This is a genomic window from Tardiphaga robiniae (assembly GCF_013359755.1).
Lineage (GTDB): Bacteria > Pseudomonadota > Alphaproteobacteria > Rhizobiales > Xanthobacteraceae > Tardiphaga > Tardiphaga robiniae.
In genome coordinates, this window is sequence record NZ_JABMCJ010000082.1 from 20,132 (window position 1) to 45,731 (window position 25,600).

Annotated in this window: 15 protein-coding genes; 10 read left to right on the forward strand and 5 right to left on the reverse strand. The window is 59.5% G+C overall.

Features of this window, described 5'->3' with window-relative positions; translation table 11 throughout:
- The first annotated feature begins 504 nt into the window (after window positions 1–504).
- From HP556_RS12035 to tnpB, 10 genes are all read left to right on the forward strand, one after another.
- Complete coding sequence (locus HP556_RS12035; RefSeq protein WP_175367147.1) at window positions 505–5,859, forward strand: hypothetical protein; 5,355 nt, start codon at window positions 505–507, stop codon at window positions 5,857–5,859.
- Window positions 5,860–7,602 (forward strand): NERD domain-containing protein, encoded by a 1,743-nt coding sequence (locus HP556_RS12040; protein WP_175367148.1) that lies wholly within the window; start codon window positions 5,860–5,862, stop codon window positions 7,600–7,602. It begins immediately after the preceding gene.
- Window positions 7,599–11,015 (forward strand): helicase-related protein, encoded by a 3,417-nt coding sequence (locus HP556_RS12045; protein WP_175367149.1) that lies wholly within the window; start codon window positions 7,599–7,601, stop codon window positions 11,013–11,015. Before HP556_RS12040 ends, HP556_RS12045 begins: the two co-directional genes overlap by 4 nt.
- Window positions 11,012–12,868, forward strand: a complete 1,857-nt coding sequence (gene drmB / locus HP556_RS12050) for a DUF1998 domain-containing protein (protein ID WP_175367150.1) — start codon at window positions 11,012–11,014, stop codon at window positions 12,866–12,868. The genes HP556_RS12045 and drmB overlap by 4 nt, the downstream gene beginning before the upstream one ends.
- Window positions 12,849–13,349 carry a very short patch repair endonuclease gene (locus HP556_RS12055; protein WP_175367151.1) on the forward strand — a complete coding sequence of 167 codons (501 nt, stop codon included), beginning with the start codon at window positions 12,849–12,851 and terminating at the stop codon, window positions 13,347–13,349. The genes drmB and HP556_RS12055 overlap by 20 nt, the downstream gene beginning before the upstream one ends.
- Window positions 13,342–13,668 (forward strand): hypothetical protein, encoded by a 327-nt coding sequence (locus HP556_RS12060; protein ID WP_175367152.1) that lies wholly within the window; start codon window positions 13,342–13,344, stop codon window positions 13,666–13,668. Before HP556_RS12055 ends, HP556_RS12060 begins: the two co-directional genes overlap by 8 nt.
- The gene (locus tag HP556_RS12065) at window positions 13,665–14,858 is read left to right on the forward strand and encodes a DNA cytosine methyltransferase (protein ID WP_175367153.1); all 1,194 of its coding nucleotides are present in this window, start codon (window positions 13,665–13,667) and stop codon (window positions 14,856–14,858) included. Before HP556_RS12060 ends, HP556_RS12065 begins: the two co-directional genes overlap by 4 nt.
- 29 nt (window positions 14,859–14,887) lie before the next feature.
- Window positions 14,888–16,084 (forward strand): restriction endonuclease, encoded by a 1,197-nt coding sequence (locus HP556_RS12070; protein ID WP_175367154.1) that lies wholly within the window; start codon window positions 14,888–14,890, stop codon window positions 16,082–16,084.
- A 207-nt stretch (window positions 16,085–16,291) separates the two neighbouring features.
- On the forward strand, window positions 16,292–16,690 hold the full coding sequence (gene tnpA, locus HP556_RS12075) for an IS66-like element accessory protein TnpA (protein ID WP_175367155.1): 399 nt from the start codon (window positions 16,292–16,294) through the stop codon (window positions 16,688–16,690).
- Window positions 16,687–17,076 carry an IS66 family insertion sequence element accessory protein TnpB gene (gene tnpB, locus HP556_RS12080; RefSeq protein ID WP_175367156.1) on the forward strand — a complete coding sequence of 130 codons (390 nt, stop codon included), beginning with the start codon at window positions 16,687–16,689 and terminating at the stop codon, window positions 17,074–17,076. Before tnpA ends, tnpB begins: the two co-directional genes overlap by 4 nt.
- A gap of 294 nt (window positions 17,077–17,370) precedes the next feature.
- On the opposite strand, the gene HP556_RS12085 is transcribed toward tnpB, so the two are convergent.
- From HP556_RS12085 to HP556_RS12105, 5 genes are read right to left on the reverse strand one after another with little or no spacing between them, the layout of a single operon-like run.
- Complete coding sequence (locus HP556_RS12085) at window positions 17,371–18,744, reverse strand: site-specific integrase (RefSeq protein WP_175367157.1); 1,374 nt, start codon at window positions 18,742–18,744, stop codon at window positions 17,371–17,373.
- 56 nt (window positions 18,745–18,800) lie between these two features.
- Complete coding sequence (locus HP556_RS12090) at window positions 18,801–19,232, reverse strand: hypothetical protein (RefSeq protein WP_175367158.1); 432 nt, start codon at window positions 19,230–19,232, stop codon at window positions 18,801–18,803.
- The gene (locus tag HP556_RS12095; RefSeq protein ID WP_175367159.1) at window positions 19,229–19,765 is read right to left on the reverse strand and encodes a hypothetical protein; all 537 of its coding nucleotides are present in this window, start codon (window positions 19,763–19,765) and stop codon (window positions 19,229–19,231) included. The genes HP556_RS12090 and HP556_RS12095 overlap by 4 nt, the downstream gene beginning before the upstream one ends.
- Entirely contained in the window at window positions 19,762–21,810 is a 2,049-nt protein-coding gene (locus HP556_RS12100) for a hypothetical protein (protein WP_175367160.1), read from the reverse strand. The genes HP556_RS12095 and HP556_RS12100 overlap by 4 nt, the downstream gene beginning before the upstream one ends.
- Window positions 21,804–25,334 (reverse strand): hypothetical protein, encoded by a 3,531-nt coding sequence (locus HP556_RS12105; protein WP_175367161.1) that lies wholly within the window; start codon window positions 25,332–25,334, stop codon window positions 21,804–21,806. Before HP556_RS12105 ends, HP556_RS12100 begins: the two co-directional genes overlap by 7 nt.
- Between the last annotated feature and the right edge of the window lie 266 nt (window positions 25,335–25,600).

The window sequence follows — 25,600 nt, forward strand, 5'->3', positions numbered from 1 at the left end:
CACGTGGCTCGCCGCCGAAGCCTGCTCGACCGCGTTCGGAAAGACGAAAGCGGCGTGGTCCGGCATTACGGAAAGAAGCTCGAAGACGTCCGAGCGGGTGTCCCATCTGGTCGACTTCTATCTCACGCCGAAGCCCGCTGAACGCACATGCCAATGGTGGCATTCAGCCAGGATGCGGCCAAGGCGCACGACGGATCTTTTTCTTCCGCATAGGTGGCCGGTATTGGCGATCTAGTTTGCCCGCGTAGCGAAGAACGGACGGGTTGTTTATTGCCCGAAGCATTCCGACTAGATGCCGCTTCGACGACATATAATACTTAAGGCTTAGATCAAAATCAGGAGTTGATGACGTGCGTCTCATCAACTTCCTTGTCATCCGACCAACAACCCGCATAAATTATTAGCGGGGTGAGACGTGACGTATTCGACAGAACCGATCCAAGCGGCAACGACCGCGCCTGAAATTCAGCGAACAAGCAATTGCTTGAGGCACATGAGCATCGCATGATTACTCTCGATGCAGCCCAGACCCATGCGCTAGCGACAGCCGCTAGGGAGGCCATCGAAGTCCATGGCCCATCCGGCACCGGCAAGTCTGTGCTCGCCAACGTTCTCGCAGCGCGCGAGTCAGAAGCCGGCCGATCATGCCTTTTGATTGGCAGCAGCCCTGTTCTAAACACGCCGATCGCGGTTCGGACACTAAGCTATCTGCACCCTGCGCTTCAGGACCGGGCGCAACTGACTGAGGCGTCCAACGTATCGGGCCAACCAATTCCGCCCGTAACGTCTACCGATTTGGTCGAGGTTCGCGCCAAGGCTGATCCAGATGCCGCACGGACCGCGGTACGAATCCTACGCCGGACCCGCGAGCTCGCTCAGAAACACCGGCTGGGCGCCGATGAGATCGAGATGTCTCTCGCGACCGCTCAAGCGTTGAGAAGCGAAATGCGAGTTCTTGCCGCGTTAGCCGTTCAAGACGGTCTGAGGCTGGCCGACCAGCTTTGGACCGGCAACGGCCGTGCCGGCCGCACGTTTATCGACGTCCGGGAAGTGTTGACCGGCAAGTCTACCGAAGTGCCCGCCGATGAAAACGCTCTCGCCATGATAAGAGCGGACGAGACGGAATTCGAAGTGGCGCTCGTCCAAATCCTCAACGCGCACAGCTTGAAAGACGACGAGCGCTTGCTATCGGAGGGGATCGCGACGCTCCGGCGCCCCCGTTCCCGCGGCAAGACGATAGCCGAGAGCCATCAGCACGCCTCATGGATGGCAGGCGTCCTGAACGATGCCAACAGGCTTGTGAGAAGCCATGGAAGTCTGAGGGCCGCGCTCGCCGCCGACCCGGAGTCGTCGGGTGCGAAGGCAATCGAATTCTTCATGCGGATGAAGTCGGAGCAGGACGCAAGCGCCGCCTTGCGAGCTTTCGACTCCGCCTTGCGTGACTACCAGTATGATTGCGTCGTGCTCGAGCGCTTCCTCCAGCAACACGGTGCCCGATCGCTTGACGGCATCGCTCCCCCACAAACCGCTTCCTCCGATGCACGAGAAGCGAATCCTGGCTCGTCGATTCAGAAGATCCGCGAAGCCCGTCAAGCCGCCCGAGAGCTGCCCGGACTCCTCGTCAGAATAAAAAGCGCGCTGCCCCCAGCGACAAGCGCATCATTCTTCACCGCGCCGATAGAAGAAGCGGCATCAGTTCTCGAAAACGGCGCGCCAGACGACGAGCGGAGCAGAGCATCAAACGAAGTGCGGCAGCTCCGGGCGCTTTTTGCGGAGACCGGCTTCGGCGATCCGCTGTCCGTTTCCGCCGATTTCGAAGCCAGCATCGAGCGGGCGCAAAAAACCGTTCTGCTCCAACCGGCACGTTCGGAGTATGGCCCCGAGGTCCTCGACCTTCTGCTCGACCTTACGACGCACGCCGAGTGGCCCGCGCCGGCGGCATGGCCTGCCTCCTTGGCGAGAGCCAGAAGCCGAGAGGAGCTCTCCGGCATGGCGGCTTCGGCACGTTCTTTCGACACCGTCGTGGTCGACGATTGCGGCGAATATGCAACCGAACTGCTCGATGCCTTCGCTGCATCAGGCGCGCGCGTGCATCGCATCGGCGTCAAAGATCAGGCGCGCGCAATCAGCCTGGAAACACCGCACCGATCGCTCGCATCCGGCATCGCACATCTCGCTACGGGCACGGACAGGCGCTGGATCGGCGCGCCGAACAGCCTAGGGCTGGTCGTCAGAACAGCACCGAACCTGACCGCCACCGAGATAGCCTCGGCGGCCAAACGGCTCGTCGCCAGACTTCAAGCAGAAAGGTGCAGTGTGGCCCTGGCGTCCGCAGGCGAAGTTGCTGACGTAATCGTAGCCGCCTTGGACGAACTGCAGGATACGGATCTTCAGCGGGTCGCCTCCCTAGCCGGAAGTGGCGTCATCGTAATTTGCCGCGTCGACCGCCGCGCTCCGGCATCCTTCCCCAGTTCTACTCCCTCTGCGGACATCGACACGGCAGTCGCGTTAGGCTGGAAAATCTCGCGGACAGCCGCCGACGGCACGGTCCTCGAGAAAGACGGCCGCTTCGTCATTCTAGTGCAAGAAGCCGGGGCGATTGCTGCCCAGGACGACACCGTTGCGGAAAGGGTAGCTCGCGCCGAAACCCAGGGCTGGCATCCGATGGTCGCCTGGCGGCAGTCGCCGCGCGACCGGACTACCCTCGCCGAAAAGCTGAACGGCAGCGCCGTGCTGATCGACAACCGGTTTAGGAACATGGCAGAGCAATTCGACCTGCTATCGCCTCAGGCGGCTACCGAGGCAGCATCTCCAGTTCAAGCGCCCAACGCTGCGCCTGTCACGAGCCATCCCGTTGTCAGCCCTGCTTCAGACCTCGAGGTTGCGACTCCTTCGACACCGGTGGCGATCGCGAAACCGATCGCCTCCGGTGTTCAAGAATCGTCAGTGAGAATCCCCGAATATCAGGCCACAGACCCCGCCGCGAATAAAAGCGAACTATCTGCCGATCGACAACCGTCGACTCAACAAGGCATTCCCTCAGCCGAGGTAATCAAGCTCAACATTCGTCCGACGGTGTCTAGTCACCCTACCACGCCGACGTTTGGCGAAAACTCCGTAGTCCGGCAAGTCGCTCCGACATCCACCATCGCTGCTTCGGAACCGAAATCAGCAAATGCCGTGCCCCGCGCCGAGTCTGGAGCCGGGACGAAATTCCGGGCCGTTCCCGCGATACTGGAAAAGTGTCTCGTCGGAAGCGCGAGCATTCCCGTACCGCACATCGTCAACGTTCTTGTTTCGACCGCTCTCCAATCGCGTTCGATAGGACCCATCTGCATCCTGCTCCCATCGACAGAGAGCGTCGCCCAACTGGTCGCCATCCTTTCTTCCATCCAATGCCTCGCGGCAGACTACCCGGACAACAAAAAGCACTTCGCAGAGCGCTATCTGCGGCCTGGATCAAGCGTCAGAATCCTCCCTGACGGAAACGTCTATGTCGCCGGCGACAAGACTTCCGTGCACGGCGTCGAAGGCGTCTACATGGGGTACACGGACAAGGAGACGCTCGACGGCGACGGCAAGCGGGTGGTGCCGGTGGACGAGCTGCTGCGGTTCGAGCCGACAAGCAGGCAGCTGCCCAAGAGCCGTTCATCGATAAAGCACGGACCCGCGCGGCCGACAGCAATCGACGAGATCGCCGAGGTCAGGACGTTCGGAAACACCGGCCTCTACAGGAACCGCGTCGTGCTGGTGGGATCACGGGCGGAGTTCGAGCGGATGCTCGCGCGCACCACGCTTGCGCCCTCTTCACGCGCGCAGGCAGTCCCAACGAGCGCGCTCGCCGAGGACTTCGCCTGGGGGACGTTCGACGAGAACGGGCGTCCCTTCGTCCTGTCTCCCGAGGGGGCAAGCGGATGTCCCCTGGTAGCGATCGCCAGAAACCTAAGCGAACTCGAGAAGGCGAGCCTGGACCCGAGCGTCGAAGCCGGATCGCAGATCATACTCACCGACCGTCTGGAACTGGTGCTGAACAACCTCGATTTCGCCGGCCGCCTCGGCGAACGCCAGCGTCTGATCGTATTCGCGGATGCGAAGCGCCGTTCCGACGCAGTCCAGCTCCGGAAACAAGGCTGGAAAGTCTGGGAGCCGCGATCGTGGGAGCTTCTGCCTGCAGCCCGCACCTTCGCGGAGCCCGCCAAGACAGATGTGCCGGGTGTCGACGTCTCGCTGCACAGCGCCTTCGCCGAACAGCGGCCCAACATCGGATATCTGGAGAAGAGTGCGCCGCACCTTGCCGAAGCCTTCAGGCGGTGGAAAGAGATCGATGCACACCTCAACGAGGAATCCTGCGTGGATGACCCAACCATGCAGTCCGCTCTCGAGCAGGTCCGGGGCCTGTTCTTCGATGCGGCCACGTGGCTCTCCATCCCCAAGGGGGATCGGGCGGCGGAATATTACGCGGCAGTCCGACACCTGCGCGATGCCGAAACCTACGTCGGTCGATATGCAAACCGCGAGGCTGTTTCTGCGCTCCGCAGCTTCACCGACGCGATCGAGCGTTTCGCGTCGCCTTCCTCCGCGACAGGAATCACCCCGAAGGGCGATGCGCTCCTGCAGCTGGCCAAGAACATCGTGCAATACCCTGCCTTGAAGCAAGTCCTCGTTACCGGCTCGCGGCAAAGCCGCGAGGAAGCCGACGCGTTCCTTGGTACGAACGGCATCGACCTGCAGTGCAAGATCGCCAGTGAGCTGACCGACGCCAGCGAGTCACCGAGGGCATTCTCGCTCCTTCGTCGCGACATGTTCGACAAGTTCGTCGATCCATGGCCGTCCAAATCGATCCTGCTGACCGGCTATGAGTTCGAGATTGAGATCTACAAGAAGCGGCTGATCTGGCGAGAATCCCAGAAACGAAGGCTGGAAATCAACCCCAGCCTCCGGGAGGACCTGACCGCCCTGCCGACTGCCGCGTTCGGCGTCCCGCCTGCCGAAACGAGCTCCCTTAGGATGGCGGACGCTCCGCCGGCGGATCCCGATCCGGCGTCCTTCGGCTCCCCGGATTCCTGGCCCAACGCCCACGGGACGCGTGCAATCGATATCACGGTGGACGGCGACGAGGAGACCGAACAATCGCATATCGTCCGCTTCGTCGGCCGATCGTGGATGCCGATGGCTGCGGACTACCGACCGCTGTGCATCATGCAGGCCGGGAACGAGGGCAGGAAATCCGGTGTGGAGCACATCGACCTAGCCGACTTGCGCCCCGGAATGCGGATAATCGTACGCGAGGAGGGCGAGAAGGACGTCATCAAGGCTATCGCCCAGGAGCTCTGCGGAGACGAGAAGTATGACCGCCTCTGGCAGCGCGCTTCACTGTGGCGGGACGCGCTCAAATCGGGCGGATCCGATCCCAACCACATCGCGAGGATCCTCCAGGAGGGCGGCGTCCGCCGTCATGTCGTGACGCTGCGCTCGTGGCTCACCAACAAGTCGCGCATCGGGCCGAGATCGGACGAGGACGTCTTCGCCATCGCCAAGGCGTTCCCGCTGGCCGGAAAGACGTCCGCCGATTGGCAGGCATGCTGCGCGGCTATCAGCGAGCTCCGCGGGCTGCACCTGTCTGCCGGAATGAAGCTCACAGACCATCTCGTCTCCCGCTGCGGAAAGATGCTGTTCGAGCCGACCGAGACGGAGACCGCCGTCGAGTTCGAGCTGGGTGCCGTCTGGATCCTGGAAGTCGCCGAGGTGGAAGCGGCCACGCGCGAGTGCCCCGTCGGCATTGTCAATCGTCTTCAATGGCTCAACGCTTCCTGGCATGCGCGGATGTTCGGCGAGCGGGTAAAGGTCCGGGTAGCGTAAATGGCCACCATGATCCCACCTGCTCCGTCATCCGATACGCCGGGATCGGAACGCCGCGTCTTTGAAGGCCTGAAGAACTGCGCGGACTCCGGCGACTGGACCATCCTCCACTCGCTGGGCTTCTCAAGCACCTGGACAGGTGGATACGGGGAGATCGACTTCGTCGTCATCATACCGCGGCTCGGGATCGTCTGCGTAGAGGTGAAAGGCGGTCAAGTCACCCACAAGGACGGCATCTGGTACACGCGGAGGTTCAATTCCAACACATCCGAGGCGTTGAAGCGGAGCCCGTTCCGTCAGGCACAAGAAGGGATGTGGAAGCTGAGGAAAGCGCTCATCCAGAAGTTCGGACAGGGCTCGTCCGAGTCCAGATGTCCGATCGGGTGGATGGCCATCCTTCCGGATGTCGATTGCCCGCCGATCACTCCGGAATTCTCGAGAGCAGAGGTAATCGACCAGTCGGACATGGCGCGCGACTTCTCGAAACGTATCAGCGGCTCCCCTTCCCTGCTGCAGTTGTCTGGCAGGAACGACCTGAATGCACCCGATGCCGCGACCTGCAAGCGGATTCTCGCGTTCCTCCGACCGAACTTCGACCGGGTCGAGATGGCCTCTTCGGAGATGTGGGACACGGAACGGCGGATCAAGTCGCTTACCGAAGAGCAGTATGCGGTACTCGACGCGATCGCCGAAAATTCCTCATGCCTCGTAAAGGGACCTGCAGGGACGGGAAAGACGAACATCGCCATCGAATCCGCTCGGCGGCTGTCGCTCTCCGGAAAGCGGGTCGTCCTTGCATGCTACAACCGGCACCTCGGCTCTTGGCTACGCAGATGCCTGGATGAACAGGGTCTGCAGGGCGTCGTGGCAGGCAACATTCATAGCCTCCTGCGCGACCGCATCGCGCGGTCCTCGCTCGCCGGCGACCTCCCTCAATCGGGGCAGATCGATAGCGAAGAGCTGTACGACCGGCACTACTTCGACCTGGGCGCGCTCGCAATCGACGAGCTAGGTGAAAGGTTCGACGCCGTGCTGATCGACGAGACACAGGACTTCGAGGCCGCGCGGATCGCCGACATTGCACGAGCCTGGACGGGCGGCATCTCCGACGCGAAGACCATCCTCTTCGGCGATTTCACTCGTCAGGCCCTCTACGGCAGATCCACCACATCGAACGAGGAGCTGCGCTCGGCGTTCTCGGGGCCGCCCATATTTAATCTCAGCATCAACTGCCGCAACACGAAACGGATCGCTCGGCACACCGATCTGATCTGCGGGTTCACCGGTATGAAGATCAGTGACAAGCAGCCAGAAGGCGACCCTGTCGAGATCTTCTACGCGGCCAACCAGGCTGACGGAATTGCCAAGCTCAGCCAGATCGTGACGGCCTTGAAGGCCGCCGGCATCCGGGCCGCCGACGTCGCGCTGCTGGGGCCCCGAAGGCGTGAAAATTCGGTCGCGTCTCGCATGAACTCCGTGGCGGGGTGGAAGATCAGAGACATCTCCTCGGCCGATCCGGAAGCCGTTTCGTATTCGACGATCCATGCGTTCAAGGGCCTCGAAAGCCCGGTCGTAATCGTAGTCGATGCTGGCACCGGCAACACGGACGAGACGGACGCCCTCCTTTACGTCGCCATGTCGCGAGCGAGAGTCCGGTTGCTCCTGATTTGCCCGGAGGAAACCAGGGCGATCTTCAACAAGCGAATGGTAGACGGTCTCCTGGCAATGGTCGGCACAGCATGAACATCGGCAAGAAGGTCACCCAGGCGACGGAGGTCCGCGACCATGTCATCGACGCGCTTCGCACCGAACTCGTCGGTCCGTCGCCGGGATATCCGATGGTCCAGCTGAACGGCGAAGAGATCCTGCGGCCCCGCGATCCTCCGCGGTACAGGTACGCTTGCGGGATACTCTTCCCGAACGGCGTCACCTATTCGGGATCCCTCGACGCGGCCGAGGAAGAAGCAGGCATCGAGACAGCCGACGCCGTCTCGGCGGAGAACGCGCCCGCCGAGGACGCCCCGCTCGACGAACCCACGGGAGAGACCGCAAGCAAGGACGCCGCGAGCGATCCCGCGCCGGAAGTCGACACCGAAATGAACGGCGCGTCGATGTTCCTGCCCAGCACGATGGGCATAAGCTTTCTTGCCGATACCACCGGCGGCATCGAGATCGAGGCGTCATGGGGCACGTACGGCAAGCGTCCTCTTTCCGGCTATCCTGGCCTCCTAGGGACGGAAAAACAGGCCGAAGCCGGACACGACGTGGAGCCGTGGTTCAGAGTGCCCGGCAAGGCTTCGATCGCCTTAAGCCACGCCGACCTGCAGAAAACCAGTGAGCGGAGACGGCTCGAAAACCCGGAGGGGCATGGCACCCTGGAGCTCGACGTGGTCAGCAGGCCCTGGAACGGCAAGCGCCTGATAACCGTCACGCTGATCAATTCCACCGCAGACACCAAGCCGGTCAACGAGAACTGCTTTTTCCAATGCGGGTTCGTCGTGCATCCGACCGGGGCATCACGGATCGAGGGCTACCCCGGTCGCCCCGAGTCCAGTCAGGATCCGGAAGAACTCTCGCTGTCGCTCCTCTATCGGCATCGGCCCAACTATGCCGTCGGACACGGCTGCTCGGCCGATTGGACAGCCGCCAACGGAACGGTCTCGGAAGTGCGCACGGAAACGCTTCCGGTCTTCGAGCAGGCTCCGATCCTGCCGCGCGAAAGCATCGACGGCGCCGACCTTTCGATGAAATTCCTGTGGGAAGGGTCTTCACAAGCGATCATGGCTTCCTGCACCTCGATGGCCGAGGCGTACAGGGAATGGATAGAAGAACGCGAAAAGGAAATCGCTGCCGACCCGTCATTGAAGCCGCAGCTGAAGGCAGCCGCCGCGAAGCACATGGAATTCTGCAGGATGTGCCTCGGCCGCATCGAGGAAGGCACGACGCTGCTGTCGTCCCATGCGGATGCGATGGAAGCATTCAGGCTCATGAACCGAGCCATGGTCCAGCAACGTGACCATTACGAGCTATCGACCAACAATCTGCGGGGGTGGATCGAAGGCCCCTCCGGAACAGCAATTCCGGAGAAGCCGTACGTCTCGCCGGAATACTCGAACACGAAATGGCGTCCATTCCAGCTCGCATTCATCCTCATGAACGTCTGCGCGTTCGTCGATCCGCAGCATGACGACCGCCAGACGGTGGACGTGATCTGGTTTCCCACGGGCGGCGGCAAGACGGAAGCCTATCTAGGACTCGCGGCGTTCGTCACCCTGCTCCGCCGCCTTCAGAATTCCGACGATGCTGGAACGACAGTGCTGATGCGCTATACGCTCCGCCTCCTCACGACGCAACAATTCCAGCGTGCTTCATCGCTGATCTGCGCGCTCGAAAACATCAGGCGCGCGGACCCGGGCAGTTTCGGCACCGTTCCCGTTTCGATCGGGCTTTGGCTCGGAGGCGCCGTGACGCCCAACCGGCATTCGCAGGCCGTCCAGGCCCACAGCCGTCTTGCTCGCGAAGGTGGCGACAATCCCTTCATCATCCTTTCCTGCCCCTGGTGCGGCGTGGCGATGGGGCCGCGCCCATATGCCGGCAACTCCCGCGTGTTCGGCTACAGGCTGGACAAACGGACCGGCGCTGAAGACAGGATCCAGTTCCGTTGCGAAGACACCGACTGCGACTTCTCGACGCCCGCAGGGCTGCCGCTGGAGGTCGTCGACGAAGGCATATACGAACGGCCGCCGACGCTGGTCATCGGTACCGTCGACAAGTTCGCAATGATGCCGTGGGAGCCGAAATCGCGCCTGCTTTTCGGAATCGACAATCCCGAGGCGGTCGAACCTCCCTCCCTCATCATCCAGGACGAGCTGCATCTCATCTCTGGGCCACTCGGATCGATGGTCGGCCACTACGAGACTGTAATCGACGAATTCTCGACCAACCCAAAGACAGGCATCTCTGCAAAGATCGTCGCCTCCACCGCGACCATCGCGCGCGCATCCGAGCAGATCGACGCGATCTACGGCCGCCCGTCGATCCTCTTCCCGCCGCAAGGCCTCGTCGCGGGCGAGTCGTTCTTCGCTTTCGAGGGCGTGGGCAAAGCTGGTCGGACCTACGTCGGTGTCCTCGCAACAGCCCTCTCATCGCACGTCACCGCACAGGTCCGCACCCTTGCTACCTTGCTGCAAGCTCCTGCGCTCATCGACGGGCCGGACGAAGCGGTCGACCCGTACTGGACGTTGATGGTCTACTTCAACAGCCTGCGCGAACTCGGCAGGGCCTCGACGCTGGTCCAGGCGGACATCAGGGAATATCTCAACTCGGTCTGGGACCGCATCGGCCTGATGGAAGGACTATCCCAGAACGCGAAAGGCATGCGGCGGTTCATCAACAATTTCGACGAGCTGACAAGCCGCATGCGCAGCTCCGACATTCCGGCGGTCCTTCAGAAGCTATTCACTGATACGCCCCTCAAGGACAGGGTCGACCTCTGCTACGCGACCAACATGATCCAGGTCGGTCTCGACGTCCCGCGTCTCAGCCTGATGTCCATCGTGGGCCAGCCCAAGGGCGCATCCGAATACATCCAGGCGTCAAGCCGCGTCGGCCGCTCCGCCGGAAATCCCGGCCTCGTCATCACGAACTACAATCCATTCAAGCCAAGGGACCGGTCCCACTTCGAGAGCTTTCGTTCCTTCCACGAAAACGCCTACCGCCACGTCGAGCCGACATCGGTGACGCCGTTCTCGATCCCCGTCTGCGAGCGCGCGATACATGCACTGGCGGTCTCGATCGCACGTTTCCGCTATCCGGAACTGAGGGACGAACCGTCGAGAGGCATCGCCAACCGGAGGACCGAGATCGTCAAAATCATCACGGACAGAGTGAAAAAGGTCGCGCCAGAAGAACTCATCCGCGCGACCGCCATCCTCGACCGATTCCTCGACGACTGGGAGCGACGGAAACCGCAGTTCTACGGGAAGATGAACGGACAGGACTCCGATCCGCTGCTTTGGCCTGCGGGCAAGCCTATAAGGCCAGACATTGCATATCTGAAGCACGTGCTCAGACAGACACCATCCTCGATGCGAAACGTCGACGCGGAGTGCGAAGCGGTCCCGATCCAGAACTACGGAACGGAGACCTCGATATGAAGCCAGGAAAATGGAACGGCAAGAAGAAAGCCGCCGGTGGCTTTCAGAAGCCTGCATTCAAACCGAGACCCGTGCGCAGAGGCCAACTGATAGCTCCTTTCGGCGTCGGATCGATGAACGACTTCCGGAACGACGAGGCGCTGATGTGCGCGGGTCTCGACGAATGGTTCAGGAGCCCTCCGGAAGAGACGCTCAGGATAACGGAAGAACGGCTCGCCGCCCGGCTGAACTGCTCCTTCTTCATAAAGCCTCCGGACTTTTCGGAATCCGAAGGCGGCCCCAAGTACAAGATCCCCCATGTGAGATTTCCGCTCTGGCACTACTGCCCGCGCTGCTTCCGCATGAAAAAGACCACCCTGTTCGGCGGTCAACCCGTCTGCACCGAACAGACGTGTTCGAAGTCCAAGCATGGCCGGCGCATGATCCCGGTCCGCATCGTCGCCGTGTGCGAGAACGGGCATATCGAGGATTTCCCGTTCAAGCGATGGATCGGATGCACCTGTGCCTCCGAGTATGACAGCAGGATGTTCTTCAAGGCAGGCCGCAGCGCGGCGAGTCTCGCCGGCATCAAGATCGAGTGCGAAGCGTGCGACCGCAGGCGCTCGCTGGCCGGTGCCTTCGAAGAAGGCGCACTAGGCAAGATCGACGTGCAGTGCTGCGCGGCCCAGCCCTGGCTTGGCCGCGAGACGGGCGTCCATTCGTGCTCGGCCGGGCTTCAGACCCTACAGAGAGGCGGCTCCAACATCTATTTCCCGGCCGTGCAAAGTTCGATCTATATTCCACCAGCCCACTCCTCCGAAACGGATGAGATACGTCGCGTCCTCGACGAACCGGTGATGTGGTCTGCGCTTACCTCCGGACTTGAAGACGGCAAAATCATCAAGATGGCCGCTGAAATCGTTGCAAGGATGGGTCAGGTCGACGCCACTGCGCTTGCGGCTGCCGCCCAGGCGAGGCTGGATAGTTCCGGCACGCCCAACGTCGCAACGACCGAAGAGGATTTCCGACGTCAGGAATACGAAGTGCTCCGCGCGGGAGTGAGCAACCCCACGGACGAGCTGTTCGTGGAGCGCCTGGACGGCGACCAGTATGATTGGCTAGGCCATTTCTTCAAGCGCGTGGGCCTCGTGCGAAAGCTGAGGGAGACACGGGTACTGACTGGATTTTCCAGGCTAGTACCAAAGACGGACAGGGGCGACCCCGCGGTCCAGAGGCTCTCGATCGACGGCAGCATCAACTGGTTGCCGGCGATGGAGGTGCGCGGAGAGGGCATCTTCATCGAGATCGATTCCGACGCCATCGATTCATGGATCGAACGAAGCAAGGCGCCCGGGCGACTAGGTTCGCTGCTCACCGAATTCAACAATCGACGCCTGATCCGAAGCCTCTCGGCCCGGAACATCGACGCCCGTTTCATGATGATCCATACGTTGGCACATGCCCTCATCAAGGAGCTCACATTTTCGTGCGGCTACGGCTCGGCCGCGCTCCGGGAGCGCCTCTACTGCAACCTGGAGGATCCAAACCAGCCCATGAACGGCTTTCTGATCTACACGGCGTCAGGCGACTCCGAAGGCACTCTCGGCGGCCTGGTATCCGAAGCCCGCCCCGGACGTCTGCAGAGACTCGTCGAAGATGCGCTTCGCCGTTCGCAATGGTGCTCCAACGATCCCATCTGCATGGAGAGTCCAGGCGATGGAGCAATGACATCGAACCTCGCTGCCTGCCACGGCTGCGTCCTCTTGCCGGAAACGAGCTGCGAGGAGGGAAACAGGCTTCTGGACCGCGGTCTGCTCGTCGGCCAAGTCCGCAGACCTGATCTAGGCTTCTTCCATGGCGCGCCGATCACCTAGACAGACCACGATCGCCGCGGGCAAGAGCGAACGCCTTCACCGCGGCGACATCATGAGTCCCGAGAAGCGAAGCGCCCTGATGTCACGCATCCGGGGCAAAGGGACAAAGCCCGAACTGGCGGTCGCTGCCCTCCTGGCCGGGACGGGCCTGACCTGGGAAGAACACGCAAAGGACCTGCCGGGCCGTCCGGATTTCGTCCTGCGCGAGCAGCGGATCGCGATCTTCGTGGACGGAGACTTCTGGCACGGCTGGCGCTTCCCGGCGTGGCGGATGAAGCTTTCCGAAAAATGGGAGCGGAAGATTGCAGCCAACAGGATGCGCGACGCCAGAAACTTCAGGGCGCTGCGCCGCGCAGGCTGGAGCGTCATCAGGATCTGGGAGCATCAGATCGAGAAGGACCCGGCGGGCTGCATCGCAAGAATTCTTTCGGTACAACAAGCGACGGGCCTGGCGTCCAACAGGCAAGCCTGGCATGATTGAGAAACGCAGCCAGTGGAAAAACGGGCCGGCAACCGCGAGAGCCTCTGTAGGTCACATGAATTTAGCGCAGACATCGCAAGGGCTGATCGACCTGTCCTGGGAGCCGATCTCAGAGATGCTAGACAATCCAGGCATGGACGGCCGGAACTGCCCGGATGGGGATTGTCGATCCTCGATGACGGCATCGATGTCGATCCGACGCAAGCGAGTATCGCTCGACCGAGCCAGCAATCTTGGTAGCCGGCACCGCGATGCGTTCAGCCGGAAGCTGATATTTTCCACCACAGAAAACGACGACCAAGGAACGGCAAGCAAATGAAGGGCATCGATCTGTTTTCGGGAGGGGGTCTCGGAAGCGCCGGCGCCCGTCACGCCGGCCTCACGATGGTGGGAGCGGCGGATGCCTGGGACATCGCTACCGAAACCTACCGCTCGAACTTCAAGGCAGCGAAGGTCGTCACGACAAGGCTTACCGACCGCAGCGGCCCGGAGATCTTCGGGAACGTCGGCAAGATCGACATGCTCATCGCGTCTCCAGAATGCACGCATCATTCGATCGCACGGGGCAACCGGCCCGTGGACACAGAGAGCCAGCGCTCAGGCTGGTACGTCATGAAGTTCATCAGGGAGCTCAATCCGCGCTGGATCGTTCTCGAGAACGTCACCCCCATGAAGAACTGGCCTGGCTATGATGACCTCATCGAGATGCTCCGGAAGACGTACAATCTGAGGATCGGACCATTGGATGCGGCCGACTTCGGCACCCCGCAGAACCGTCGGAGGCTGTTCATCGTGGGAGACCGTTTAGCCAATCCGTCGATAGCGCACCCCGGCAACCGCCCGACACGCGACGCGGCGAGCATCATCGAACGTGCCGGCAACTTCAGAGCCGATCCGGTCTTCAATGGCAAGCGCGCGGATTCTACTATCGCGCGTGTCGAGCGCGGGATCGCCGAGCTCGGCCGCAACAAGGATTTCCTGATCGTATACTACGGCTCCGACCGCGCAGGCGGCTGGCAGCGGCTTGACCGGCCGTTGCGCACGTTGACGACGCTCGACCGCTTCGGTCTCGTCCAGTGGATCGATGGACAGCCCACCCTGCGCATGCTGCAGATTCCCGAGCTCAAGCGCGCGATGGGGCTGACCCATCTCAAGGACGAGAACGGTGAGGGCGTGAAATTCCTGCTCGACCACGGCACGCGCAGGGACAAGGTCAAGGTCATCGGAAATGGTGTGTGCGCGCCGGTCATGCGCGCGGTCGTGGGCTCACTGCTCGGTGGCAACAGCGCCGACGTCATGGCCGAAGACCTAGTCGCCCCGAAGTCCACGCGCGCCTCGCGGTGCCTGTCCCGCACCTTGACTGAGAAAGAAAAGGCGCTTGCGGCCTCCCCTCCCCGAGCGCAAGCGACCCGAGCGGCCGCCGAGTCTAGGTCGCTCGGGTTCCAGCGGAAAGACTCGCATCAAACGACAGCTCCGACGCTCGACTCGGGCGCAAATGCGCTCCGATGACTTCGTCGCCCGCCTTCAGGATGCCACCGATGTCCGCCGGCAAAACATTCAGCCTCAGCCAGCTCAGGACCGCCGATCTCATCGTCGATGCGGTCTACCAAGGGGACCGGAGGGGCAACTCCGCGGACGATCCGATTTCCCACCTTCTGAAGGTGTCGAACCAGGGAGGCTTCAGATATCGAGGCAGCTTGGATTCGCTCGATCTGGTGGCCCTCGTTTCGTCGATGAACGACCCCGACTGGCCTGACACGCTCGACCGCCAGTCGGGCACCTTCGTATATTTCGGCGACAACAAACGTCCGGGACATGCCCTGCACGATACACGTCGCTTTGGGAACGATCTGCTGCGCAGGTTCTTCGAGTCCGCCCACTCCGGATCGGCGGATCGGAGCAAAGTTCCGCCGATCTTCGTGTTCGCCAAGACAGGCGAATGGCGGGACGTGCGGTTCCTCGGATTAGCGGTCCCCGGATCCCCGGACATGCAGAGTTACGAAGACCTAGTGGCCGTCTGGCGGACGAACGCTGGCCTGCGCTTCCAGAACTATCGCGCGAGGTTCACAATTCTCGACATTCCGGAAATTTCACGTGCTTGGTTGAACGAGCTGGCAGCGGGCACACAGGTCCATGCCACAGCGCCCATCGTTTGGCGCGACTGGATCCTTTCCGGACGGTACCGGCCCCTGCGGTCGCTACCCTCGATCGAACACCGCTCGAAGTTTGAACAGCAGCCGTCCGCTCCCGCCGATCGCGACATGGTGGCGAGGATCCACTCATATTTTATCGACCGCCCGCACAATTTCGAACACTGCGCTGCCGCCCTGGCGAAGATGATGATGCCCGACATTGTCAGCATCGACGTGACCCGGGCGTCGCGGGACGGCGGACGGGACGCGACCGGAAAGTTCAACATCGGCAGCGGGGCGAGCGCGGTCCTCGTGGATTTCGCCTTGGAGGCGAAGTGCTACGCATTCGGAAACGCGGTCGGAGTCCGGGAGATGTCCCGATTGATCTCCCGGTTGCGCCACCGGCAGTTCGGAATTCTAGTGACCACAAGTCACCTTGATAGCCAAGCCTATCGCGAGATCAAGGAGGACCAGCATCCGATCGTCGTGATCTCAGCGATAGACATCGTCTCAATCCTCCGCTCGCATGGTCATGCAACGCCATCGGCAGCCAGCGCATGGCTTGCACTGGAGTTCCCGAAGCACGAGGCCTCTGAGCAATAGTTTCTGTTAGCGCTCACCTTAGAACGACAACGATGGCCGCTGGTTTCTCCATTTTACTGGTAGAGCCGCTCGGCTCTCGACGCTCCGGCCGCGGTGCAAGTTGAGGAACAGCAGGAGATCCGTACGCGTCCGACGAGGACCGCCTTGTTTGAACGGGATATCTCGCGAAGCATGTGACCTTAAGTCTAGCTTTAAGGTCATCAGGCGATGCGGGTTGAGGTTTTAGGCGGGGTCGAGCGGCGGCGACGCTGGTCGCATGACGACAAGATTCGGATCATCGAAGAGACGCTGGCGCCGGGCGCGAAGGTGACTGAGGTGGCGCGCCGCAACGGGATTGCGGCGAGCGTGGTGTTCACCTGGCGACGGCAGGCTCGAACGGTCGAGAAAGTCGGGCCTTATTTTGCGCCGGTGCAGATTGCCACCGCGGAAACGGGCGAGCAAGCCGCCAAGGTTGTGCCGGAGGCCGACAGGCGGGTGCGGCCGGTGCCGGTCGCCCGCACTGGATTGATCGAGATTGATTTTGGCAGCCGGGGACGCGTCCGGGTGGATGCGCAAGTCGACGCGGATGCATTGGCGCGGGTTCTCGACGTGCTGGAACGTCGATGATTGCGATACCTGGCAATGTGCGGGTTTGGCTTGCGACGGGTCATACCGACATGCGGCGCGGATTCCCCAGCCTCGCACGTCTCGTGCAGGAGGGTTTGAAGCGCGATCCTCATATTGGTGATCTCTACGTTTTTAGGGGCCGTCGCGGCGACCTGATCAAGATTATTTGGCATGATGGTCAAGGCGCGTGCCTGTTCACGAAGCGACTGGAGCGCGGCCACTTCCTGTGGCCGTCCCTTGCAGACGGCGTTGTCACGATCAGCGTTGCGCAATTATCCTATCTTCTGTCCGGAATTGACTGGCGCATAACTTACAAGAACGGCAGCGATCAAGACACCGGGGTGTTCGCGAATTCCTATCGAGTTGGATTGACCGGGAAGATCTAACGTGACTAAGCGCCGCGACGATCTTCATCCCCACCGGTCGGCTATCGGTGAGAACCGACCTGCCACTTGTACGGATCGCCCCTTGTTCCTGACGTCGAACGCTACGCCGTGGAAGGTCCGCATCGCCAAGTCAGCATCGGTTCTTCTTTGAAGAAAATAACGACGTACGACTAATGTCCGACGCTCAGGCAATGGATAGTGACATGCAACACCTCCGTCCCCCCGTTGAACCTCGTGCACTTCCGGGGCGAGACAAATAGGACGATCTCTTGCCTTACAAATGTGCGACGTAGATCAAGCCATTTCTGGCAATCCATTGAATTCGTCGACCTCTACCTGAAGCTGGCGTATTAATTGAGATGTCTTCTTGGCATCGCCACGATCGATACTTTCAGCGATGTCTCTTAGATGCAGATTTAGATCAACGGTCCGTCGCAAGATCTTCCTACGATTGTTCAGAATTCGGATGCTGCTCTTCATCGATTGTGCCAGCGACGCCTCAGCTGTGCGAATCTTGCGATCAAGAACCTGGTTGAGATAAGGCCTGAGGGACATCGGACTCATGTGTCCCATTCGCTCGGCAACAATTGTCAATATGGTCTCAACCCATGAAGAGGTCGCTCCAACTTTTAGGCCCCCTTCGAACAAAGAGTCTACGAGCGTTTGAATCTGCTCGACGCAATACTTCGCCCGCAAGCGATGCAAACTAGCCTTCTCGACATTTGCCACGGCAAAATCCCTCTTGGCGAGAGTTGTGAGGCTGTCCTCGTCTAGCGGCATTCCCGTTCTACTTGAGATGAAGATTTCCTGTGGCTCCTGATATCCCAGAATTGACTTGCGACATCTCTCGACCATGTCTGCGCGCCCAAGGAAGATCCAATCCCATGTTGCAAGCACAAGGTCGGTCGGCGCCAGGACCGTCCAGGTCGCGCCGCCCTTGCGAACGACCTTAATCGGCCACTTAACATGGCCATCGTTGTCACGCATGACGTCGGCCTGTTTCGGTAGGTCTTTTTTGCGGAGACTCAAGATCTCCGCCCTGCGCGTGCCGACTTCCTCAGCCCACGAATACATCAGAGTGTCGCGTTCGCCGAACTCGCGATCAGCGGCAACTTCGTGTATTCTCATAGCTTCATGATCGTTAGGTGTATGTCGCTTGCCCTGGCTCGACTGACTCACGCTCATCGTAAGAGGCGTCGTCCAGGACGTGATGACCCTCCCGCGCTTTCCCTTACTGAAGATCTTCTCGGCCGTAATCGGAAAATTGCGAAGCTGGACGTAGTGAGGCAGCAACTCAGCATCGTAGATCCCTACATGAAATCGCAGTCTGCCAGTCTCCTCCGCCCAGCGATAGAACGCGAACACGATGATCAACACCGTATTAATACGTTTTGCGTCGATACCATCAGTGCGACGCATCTTCTCTCGCCACAGCACGAGAAATTCGTCGTCTACACCGTCCCAAGGACGTCCGTGGACTCGACAAAACCGAAGAAACGGACGCAGGATCTTGGCATACTCATAGGCGCTAGAGAGAGCCGCACCGGTCCTAATGACAATGTGTCGCAACCAGTCCGATGCAGCCTCATCGATGCCTTCCGCCCATACAAGCGTTGGTAGACCATTGTAGGATCGTCCGGCAATCACGCAGGTTGCATCCGTCTTCACGATTGAACCCAAGTCGTTCTTTGACTGAACCTTGACCACGGCGGATCAATCGCTGACTAGGACTTCAAAGAATGCTGCCGTACCTGTCGGCGCAATTTGGAAACTTCCGCAGTCTTCAACCTCAGCTTCTCCCTGAGGTCTCGAAGCCTCCCCACCAACTCCGACACTTTGAAGTCCTCCCCGGAGTTCACCCCATCATCTTCCGGGCCCCCTCTTTGGGCTTCGCTTAATAGGTCCTCGTCGATCGAAGCGAGAAGACGTTTGATCCTCGGGTTCTGGTTCATCACAGACGTTCCGCTTCCAATTTTCGACGCTAGATACTTGCGGCGCAGTCGAGAGCCCACGACCGCAACGCTCCGCGCCGTCGGATCGGTCAGCGCCTCCTCGGCGATCTGCTTCGCACGCTCATAAAACACTCGACCACGGTCCGCATTTGACAACGCGCTGACATCTACCGTCCAGATATTCTCAATTTCGCGGTATCTCATGATACGATCGTCGGCCCCTGATAGATGGAAAGCTTCCTTCTAAGGTCAGCGTTCTCCTCTCGAAGTATCCGCGACTGCTGATCGGCGGCATCTGCGCGCCTCTGCTCATTCAATCGTGCATAGCGTTCCATATGCCATTGCGACGCGATGCTTGCGATTTTCTGCTCGAAATGAGATTTATTGAATTTCGATGGCGGCGATGACGGCTTCATGGGACGCTTCGGTTGCCCGTAACGCTTAGCAATCGCGTTCATAAGTCGGGCGATTTCCCTGACGCCTTCGCCGAACACCGAATGGGTTTGCGTGAAGTCGTTTGGCGACGAGATTCTAAATATCCCGATTTCGGGATCGTCCCATTCGCGCGCAGCACGAAGACTTCTAGGAACGCTGTATCGCTTTCCCATCGGAATTCCGTCGTCAAGCCATTGAAGCAACACCACCTTCCGTCGTTGGATACGATCGGCGACGCCTAGCGTGTCTTTTCCCGGCCGAGCAAAAAGATCAACAATAGTGCTACCAGATCCTGGTCTCATTGGATGTCCCTAACCGCAAACACCGGCTCCAATGGCTCGGCCGTCGAGTAAATCTCCTCGTAGGCGCTTTTGAGGGTGACGAGGTTCATACGCTCAAGATCACCGAACAACGTCGACCTGCCACAACCCGCCTCTACAGTCCGTTCAAGATGGCTGACTTGAGCAGCAACATAAGGCGCACGGTTTCCCTCGATAATCGAGAACACACAGCTATGACAGGTCAACGGCCCCTGCCTCGTCCGGTCCGGTCCCTTAACGCCTGAAAGATCGACCTCTCCTTCGCGGCAAACAGCTTTTCTTGCAGCATCGTTTGTCAACGGACAGGAGCAAGTGACCCACGGCAGCGGTGACAGAACGAGTAATTCGCGTTCCATGAAGGCCGACAGGCGCGAGGCCGCATGGTTCGGCGTGACGACCTGCATTTTTCGACGGAGTTGATCGGTGATATGTCTGGCGGCCCGTTTGATCCTCTCACCCATTTTCCCCCCGATGGCACGACTTCCCGTGACGACGGATCGGCAAAAGTCGCTCCGATACTGTATCTCCGCCTCCCGCCAGATTTGCGTTACCTCTGTGTCTTGGGTCACATACCCACGGGCGGTCTCAAGGCTGAAATGCCTTAGTTGATGGGCGAGAACCTCGATGGTGGCTCCGTCGAAGCGGTAGAAGTACAGGACGGCGAAGAACCGGCGCATTTGCCGTGGTACCCAATGCCATTTCCTCGATGGTTCATTATGAGGAGTGTGAAGCGGAACGCCAACGATGTCGGCAAAAGCATCAAGCCGTTCGCCCACGTCCAGCTTGGTGACCCTATTGCGGTCGTCGAGCCACTGGAAAATCTCCTCATTTCCCCCTTGCCGACGCGCTCCGGCGCTGATCGCCTTTTGCACTTCGACGGCTCGCGCCACGACATTGGGGATCGGGATCCAGTCTTTTCGTTCCAATGTCTTCTCAATGTAGACGAAAAGCCACCAGCCCCCAGCATCGTCGCCGGCCAAGCAATCGACGGTCAGCTCGTCGATCTCTCGATCGCGACGAGCCGAGAACGCAGCAATCACGATCCAGCACGCTGTAGCCATATTGACGACATCTGCACGGAGTTTCGAGCGATCTCGGATTTCGATAGCGGCAAGAAGCGCCTCCGAGCGTGTAAACACCCAGCTGACGGATTGCTCAAATAGGTGGAGAGCAAGGTGCGACGGCGGAACGGGTGTGACTTCGCTGGGAACACCTTTGATCATCGCGACACGGACGGCACCAGCTTCGAAAGGCTTAGTGTTAGACACCTCCGCCTGGACCGCCCTTCGCATGCCCCAGAGCCCCTCCATCACACCGAGCCAGCGGTACAATCCGCCAACGGTGAGGTTCTTGAACGGCGGCATCTCGGCAGGCAGATCGCTGCAGTCTCTGAAACCCGCGTCGCCCTCGGCCCTCATTATGAGCCAACTAACTTGACTGGAATGACTGGCCACCTCAGGGAGGTTACATGCCGCAACGATCTTCTTCGTCGAGTAGTCCCTGAGTTTTCCCGACAGACGGACATTGCACGGCGGTGAATTGCCCGACTCTGCAAGCGCCGCGAGATAGGCCTCAACACGCTTCGGCGCATCGAGGATAGAATCCACGCCGTAGCGGCAGGCTTCCGTCAGCAACTCAAAATCATACTCGACGAGATATTTGAAGGAGTCGAGACCACGGAGTGTCAAAGCATGAGCGATATGCATCAAATGCCGCACTAAGGAAGCGTGCGTTTTCGCCTTATCCACTTCTCCGAAACGCGGGTCTCTGATGAACCACGCATATTCCTTAACAGTCGCATATAATCGAGGCGCCTCAACGAGGGAGCGCCCGTCCGCCAGGAGATAATCGAAGCGAATCGTTTCCACATTACGAGCATCGTCCGTATCGGCGACTTGCCATGTATCAGCGGAATAAGGACTTTGCAGCCACGTTGCGCGCCGAGCTTCGTCAAACTCTGCGCTACCAAGAGTGCGCCGCTCAGTCCGCTCAATGGCAGGATCTAAAATCGGGTTTATTTCTACCATGGCGTATGAGCCACAAAATTGGCCGATTGCCTGAGTTCGGTTACTCGGTGCATCGCGGCCTTCCATATTTTATGCAACGGCCCCCGACTCATCTTCTCTTGGACAACATCAACGAGACATAGCCACGGCAACCAGACTTTCTCCCACCGCTCGGGACGATCGCGCTCCCACTCCGCCGCGGCCGCTCGCAGCGATTCCTGCCAAAGCTGCAGTGTCGCAATCGCCTCCGTCTCGGCAATAATCAACATATGTGGGCAACAATCCCAGCAACTCATCGTTTGGCACAAACGATCCCTTGGCCCTCTCGCATTCTTAAGGTTGAGGCAGAATGTTCCCAATCCCGTAGACGCCACCTGATCGAGACGTGCGCGCATCTCATTTTCAGAAACGCCAAGTCGATGCGCAGCTTCGGGAATTCCTCGAACGATCACCGTTTCGAGATCATTCTGGAATCGACGAACGCCGTCATCATATAAAAGTCTTGTTGGCCATTTGTTCTGATAGCCTTTCGCCTCGCCAATCCCATGCTGCGCAATAGCGAGGCCAACCTGCAGGCGGCCATCATTTGAGAGGGCGGCGCGCAGCAATACGCTTGGGCGGATCATTCTTGGAACGAATTCCAATCCCTCCAATCCTGGCGTCTCGTCTGAGAAGCGTTTGAACCAGGCGGTGTACCAATCCGCGGGCATCAGCTGAATTCTCCCGCCACACCGAACGACGAACAGGCGATCCTGATCACTACCGGCCGATGATGCGTATGGTTGCGATACCTCCTTCATCCATTCGAGCGCCACCACCACCGCGCTCTCTTTAGGATGATCGAAGAAGATCGGCTTCCCCTTGGCGCGCGCTTTATGCCCCGTAATGCGAGAATGATCGTCTAGATCGCTCGGTTGAACACAAGCACGATCGAGAGTACGCCCGACGCTTACGTTTGCCCCGCTTTCAGCCAAGTAGAGCGTAAGGATCGCGCCGCAAGCATCGAGACTTGGTGTCAGAATTCCATCAAGCTCTTCCAGACCGCCCAGCTCGCTAATTCGAGACCGGAAGAAGTACCCATATCCGACTATCGGATCATTAATCGATGGAAGCGCACCGCCCAGGCGATCTCGTACCAGCTTAAATAGATTAGCCATGCTGCGTTTGCGGGCGGCGGCACCGCTATCGCGAGGATAAGGAAAGTATTTTCGCACCAGTTCATCCCGAGCACACCTCCCTTCTTTACTCACCTGCTGCGCAAAATACTTCCTCTCGAAGTCCAGAGGTTCGATGTCCGCCTCGGCAAGAAGTTTCTGGCCTTGTGCCCATCTTGAGCGAGCCTCCTCGATGGACAAAATCGCTCGATCGATCAACGCGGATATGCGGTTGTTCAAGATTACCAGCACCGCTTCTGAAGCGGTGTCCGGCAAGCGTATCTGGCGCGCCAGCTCGGCACCAAGCCCTCGAATGAAATCATCACGTTCATTTTTTTGCATGTCACTCTTGACCAATATGCACGCCTGGTCGAACCGCGCCCTCGCGAACTGCAAATAACCCTCCTGCACGCCCTCCGAACAAGCCGGCGTCAGCTCCGCGACACTCCGTAGGTGCCTGCCACTGCGCCCTCCTCGCATACTTATGTTGCGCAGACGCTTCTCAAGCTTCGGTGTCACGCCCCCCGCTTGCATCGCATTCAAGGCCGTCCGCAGCGCCTTAATCCGGGTCATGACGTTATTTCTTGCCGATGGATTTCCACCCGCTTCGCCTACGAGATGCTCGCGAAAGTAACTGAGGGCTTGCACCCAGTTGGGCTCGTTTGTGATCCTGCCATTAGCTTTCGCGTCTGCCACGACCGCTTTGCATATCGGGCTGGCATCTCGGCCAATCCACTTCAACGCGTCATACAGGGCCAGGTATGGAATCTTTGGCGCGGCCAAGCCGGACATTGCGATCTTGAACCGCGACCCGATCCGATCAATGAACGTCCCGGACCAGAGAGCCCGAAGTTTTCCGAAGGGGAACACGCGACCCTGCAGAAACGGGTCACTCATGCTCGTTTGCGCCTTCGCAAGCACTTTCGCCTCGCGAGAAGAAATCGCATCTGCAATCTTCGGCTCATCAAGAAGGCGAGGTTCGATGCCGGTGTCCGCTAACAGCCTCTTCTTGTTGATCGTGCGGAGATCTTTCTTGAGCACTGGCTTGCGCAGCCATGTCTCCACCTTCTCGAGAGCGAACCGTTTATCTAGTGGAATGTATGCTTCCAAACGCGCCCTGAGATCGTAGCTTGCGAAAATCCCGACAATTTCTGGCGTGCGATAAATGCTGCCACCGTCCTTATATCCCATCGCCTCCATGCAAGTCTTGCGATCGACTTTCCCATTGCGGTATCCAAGCGAGCCGGACGTGTACGCTTCTTCGAGATACTCCCGTATCGCTCCGATCTTCGACATGCCTCCCGTCGAGATCGCGTATTTTGTCTCGTACTCAGCGAAAATCTCCCTGTAGGAGTTTCCTAACAGAGATTGTGAGACTCCGATCAGCTTCGCGTAATGGGTGCGACTGATCAACCCACGACGGCTCGCGACGAGCGTACCGGCCGCGGAATCGCGCTCGATAAGACCTCGAAGTTTATTTTCCACGCTCTCCCAATCGGCTTCGTACTCAGAAAAGATGGCGCGGCATCGATTCATCACAAATGAGAGAGAGACGCCAAGGACCTTAGCGTAGTGCGCCCGATTGACTAGGCTCGTGCGGCTTTTAACAATTTCTCCCGCGTTTCGGTCTCTCTCGAGTATCGAGCGTAGTCGGTCCGGAACTTTACCCAGGACGGCATCGTACTCAACGAGAACTGCGTTGCACTGGCGAGTGATTGAAGTCGTAGAGATACCAAGAAGTGCCGCATAATGTGACCTATTGATCATCCCGTCGAGGCTTGTCTGAATTTCTCCCGAATTGATGTCGCGATCGAGTAAGGCGCGCAGTCGTTTTGCGGGAGACACGAGGCGACCTTGAAACTCCGCGACAACCTCTCTGCAATGCCCCTTCCACCAAGACTTGGTAACGCCGATCTCTCGAGCGTAATGCCGTTGATCTATCCTCCCTTCTTTGTATGTGATGATCCTTCCTTCGGCTTCGTCTCGATGAAGGATACTGCGTAATTTATCGACAAGCAGGCTAAAATTCGCTTCGTAGGGCGCAAAGACATCTCCGCATCTGACACTCAAGGTCTTTCTAGTGATACCTACAAGCTTCGCGTAGTGGCCGCGATTGATCAGTCCGGTTGTTCGCCCGACAACAATTGAAGAAGAAGCAGCGTCCCGCTCGAGACGCTCGCGCACCCGATCGATCAATGCGGCTCCATAGCGCTCGTATTCATTGAAAACATCGGCGCAGTTCCGGATCAACGAAGTGAGGGGGACAGACAGGACCTTGGCGTAGTGGCGCCGACTGATCATTCCGAGCTTGCTCACGGGAAGGCTGCCTGATTCTCGATCGCGGTCGAGGAGGTCGCGTAACCGGTCAGCAATTTTTACCCAGTCGAGCATGCCCTTCCTTTCGCCGTCTACTTCTTATCTATCGCCCGCGCCCGCTCTTCATAACGCCTGAGAATCTCTCTCAAGCCCACCTCCGCGATTTCGCCTGCGCCCCCGAGCAGTGCCTCTAACTGGGCGCGGTTAATCGTTCCAGCGCGAGCAGTCGCGAACGGCCCGGAAGCGGCGGCAGAGTCGGTATGCGCCCGCCCCCGATCGACCAACGCGTGTCTATCGTCCTCGGGACTTCTCGAAGCTCGCTGTTGGTCGAGCATCTGACG